Raw genomic sequence first — 841 nt, 5'->3', positions numbered from 1 at the left:
GGGGTGGAATATGAAGATGAAAGAAAACCCAGATTTATGGGCTGACCTACTGGCTGGCCTAAAAAACTCGTGGCCGCAGATATCCGGCTCGGCTTTAGCTATCGCCATTTGCTATGGTCGACTGATTTACGATGGCGTAGAACGTAAGAACCGATGGGTGGAGCCGCTATTGTGTGGGGCACTGTCGTGGGGCATATCCAGCGGCTTAGAGCTGTTCGGCATTCCTGCCAGTGTGTCACCGGCGCTCGGCGGTGCGGTTGGCTTTATTGGCGTCGAGAAACTGCGTGAATTTGCTATTCGTGCCATCAATAAACGGCTGGGAGATAAATAATGTCCAGAGGCATTCGCAATAATAATCCGGGCAATATCCGCCACGGCGATCAATGGCAAGGTTTGCGAAATATGCAGACAGACAAATCATTTTGCCAGTTTGTCGCACCGGAATACGGTATTCGGGCGATGTTCAAGATCCTGCGCAATTATGAACGCAAATACGGTGATAACACTATCCGCCAATTTATTTCCCGCTGGGCGCCACCGAATGAAAATAATACCGAAGGTTATATTGCTTATGTGAGCCAGTCGGTCGGTATCGATAGTCGTTCAGTGATTGACGTTAACCATAAACCCACCATGACGGCGTTAGTCAAGGCGATGATCCAGATGGAAAACGGCCAGCAGCCTTATTCCGATGAGATATTCGAAAAAGCCTTTAATTTACTCTGAATCCTGAGCCTCGCACTCGCGGGGCTTCTTTTTATCTGCGTACTGACGTGCGCTAAACCCAATCACGAGCTTATAGAAATAGAGCCTGAGAAGTATCGCCAGGTGGCGACCTCTC

General features: G+C 49.3%; 2 protein-coding genes. Both read left to right on the top strand.

Translation table 11 applies throughout. The annotated features are described in order from the left end of the window. The first annotated feature begins 10 nt into the window (after positions 1 to 10). Positions 11 to 331, top strand: coding sequence for a phage holin, lambda family (locus Xkoz_RS19255; protein WP_422646080.1), 321 nt, complete (start codon positions 11 to 13; stop codon positions 329 to 331). Beyond that, positions 331 to 726: a structural protein gene (locus Xkoz_RS19250; protein ID WP_099143529.1), complete on the top strand. Its 396-nt coding sequence runs from the start codon at positions 331 to 333 to the stop codon at positions 724 to 726. Before Xkoz_RS19255 ends, Xkoz_RS19250 begins: the two co-directional genes overlap by 1 nt. The last annotated feature ends 115 nt before the right edge of the window (positions 727 to 841 follow it).

The sequence above is a fragment of the Xenorhabdus kozodoii genome (assembly GCF_002632875.1).
Lineage (GTDB): Bacteria > Pseudomonadota > Gammaproteobacteria > Enterobacterales > Enterobacteriaceae > Xenorhabdus > Xenorhabdus kozodoii.
This window is presented reverse-complemented; position numbering and strand designations above follow the sequence as displayed.

Coding starts and splice junctions, on each gene's coding strand:
- Xkoz_RS19255 (WP_422646080.1), top strand. CDS start 11: ATGAAGATGAAAGAAAACCCAGATTTATGGGCTGACCTACTGGCTGGC.
- Xkoz_RS19250 (WP_099143529.1), top strand. CDS start 331: ATGTCCAGAGGCATTCGCAATAATAATCCGGGCAATATCCGCCACGGC.